Annotated in this window: 2 protein-coding genes; both read left to right on the plus strand. The window is 61.9% G+C overall.

Annotated features, from left to right (window positions below):
* The first annotated feature begins 441 nt into the window (after nucleotides 1–441).
* Nucleotides 442–891 carry a hypothetical protein gene (locus A2J03_RS00225; RefSeq protein ID WP_197480539.1) on the plus strand — a complete coding sequence of 150 codons (450 nt, stop codon included), beginning with the start codon at nucleotides 442–444 and terminating at the stop codon, nucleotides 889–891.
* Complete coding sequence (locus tag A2J03_RS00230; RefSeq protein ID WP_068368098.1) at nucleotides 888–1,649, plus strand: hypothetical protein; 762 nt, start codon at nucleotides 888–890, stop codon at nucleotides 1,647–1,649. Before A2J03_RS00225 ends, A2J03_RS00230 begins: the two co-directional genes overlap by 4 nt.
* Nucleotides 1,650–1,808 lie beyond the last annotated feature (159 nt).

Genomic DNA, 1,808 nt, shown 5'->3' on the forward strand with positions numbered 1-1,808 from the left:
CGATCTGCGTCGGGATAGATGTCCGGAATGAACGGTCGACGACGATGTGGGATGTGGCCGAGCGTCTGGGAGTGACCCGCTAGCCGCCTATGAGCAATCCTCAACTGCGCGTTGGGATCACGCTCGACTCATAGACTTGCGATCCACTCCAGCCGAAACAGTCCGTCCTGCGGTAACCAACCCGCGTATATGAGAGTTGACGACGCGTCGAACACTACGACACGCTCACCTCCCACTCGCATCGATCACCATCCCGGCAACAGGAAGCGGTGGCACACACGACGGTGCGTGCCACCGCTTCACCATGCCGTCGTTGACAGGCCGACCTCCATATGAGACGGCTACCTGTCCAGCGCCGGCGACGATCGTCCGAAGAACCGAATTGGCCACAACCTCGACAACATTCAACGACTACTCGAGGATGTTCGAGCCCCCGGCGAGTTGGCATTCGAGACAAGTGGCTTCGGCCTGTTCGCCGGTTACTTGGTGTTCGACGCTTGGATCGCCAACACCGATCGTCACGCGATCAACTGGGGTGTCCTCACACAGAATGTCGACGGCAGTCGCTTCCTCGCGCCGTCGTTCGACCATGGAAGTGCGCTGGCTTCTGGGGTGCAGGAAAAATCCATGGCGACAAGGAGTGCACCGGCGTATGCCGAACGAGGTATGGCGCACCGCTTCGAGAACGGCAGGCACCTCCCGTTGGTGGAGTTGGCGTTGCAAGCGGTCGCCCGTGCTGGCACGGACGCCCAACAGTGGATCGAGCGAATTGGGGATCTCGACGCTGAGGTTGTCGAGTCCGTGGTGCACGCTGTTCCCGGAATGTCAGAGCTCCGGCGTAGCTTTGTACGTACGCTGTTGGACACGAACCGGAGGAGGTTGACAGCATGACCACCACTGAGGTCGACCACGTTCCCGCGAGCGCTCCCGAGACACTGAGTCGGCTTCTTGTCACCGTCCGTGATCCCGACACGCGCCAGTACGTACCGATCGGGTTTCTGCACCGAACGCTCGATTGCTACGAGTTTTCCTACCTGGAGTCGGCCCTCGCACGTGACGACTTCCGTCCATTACCCGGGCTGACGCACGCCACCAAAGTTCCAATGCGCGCTGCGGACCTGTTTCCAGTGTTCGCCGAGCGGGTCGTGTCCTCGCGTCGGCCCGACCGGTACGCATCCATGGATGCGCTTGGTCTGCCGATGTCGGCCGCGCCGTTCGAGGTACTTGCTCGCTCGCATGGGCAGCGGGTCGGTGACACGATCGAGTTGCTTCCCGCCCCAATCGCGGGCCCCGGCGAGTTGGTGTCCTTTCCTTTCCTGACGCACGGGGTTCGCCACCTGGCGCCGGAGGAACAGGAGCGCATTGCGTCGTTGTCGCCCGGCGACGACCTCCGACTGGTCCGAGACAGCGACAACACCGTCAATCCGCACGCGTTCCTCGTCACCGACGACGCAGAAGTCCGTTTGGGATGGGTGCCCGATCCGTTGATCGCCGTCTTCGAATCGTTGACCGATCGGCGTCTGACGGTGGTGCGCGCGAACGGTCCCGAGATCGGGTTCCACTTTCGGCTGCTGGTCAACATTTCTGGGCGCACGCATGCTGATCGACGTCTCTTCGATGGTGCGGAGTGGGACACCCGTCGGGGCTGAGTGCCGCCCATCGTGCCCACTGTGGGAGTTGCGATTCGCACTTCCTTTGCGACTTTTTTGCGCCGGACGCGAGTGCGTTCACCTGAACGCGGGTGTAGACGTTCAGCCACCGAACAGCTGAAATCGGGCCTTCGTTAGGGCCAAGACGGTGGATCTCGG

Origin of the sequence: Rhodococcus sp. EPR-157, from assembly GCF_001647195.1 — a bacterium.
GTDB lineage: Bacteria > Actinomycetota > Actinomycetes > Mycobacteriales > Mycobacteriaceae > Rhodococcoides.

Bases quoted from the DNA above. Each gene is read 5' to 3' on its own strand.
- A2J03_RS00230 (WP_068368098.1), top strand. From the start codon at position 888: ATGACCACCACTGAGGTCGACCACGTTCCCGCGAGCGCTCCCGAGACA.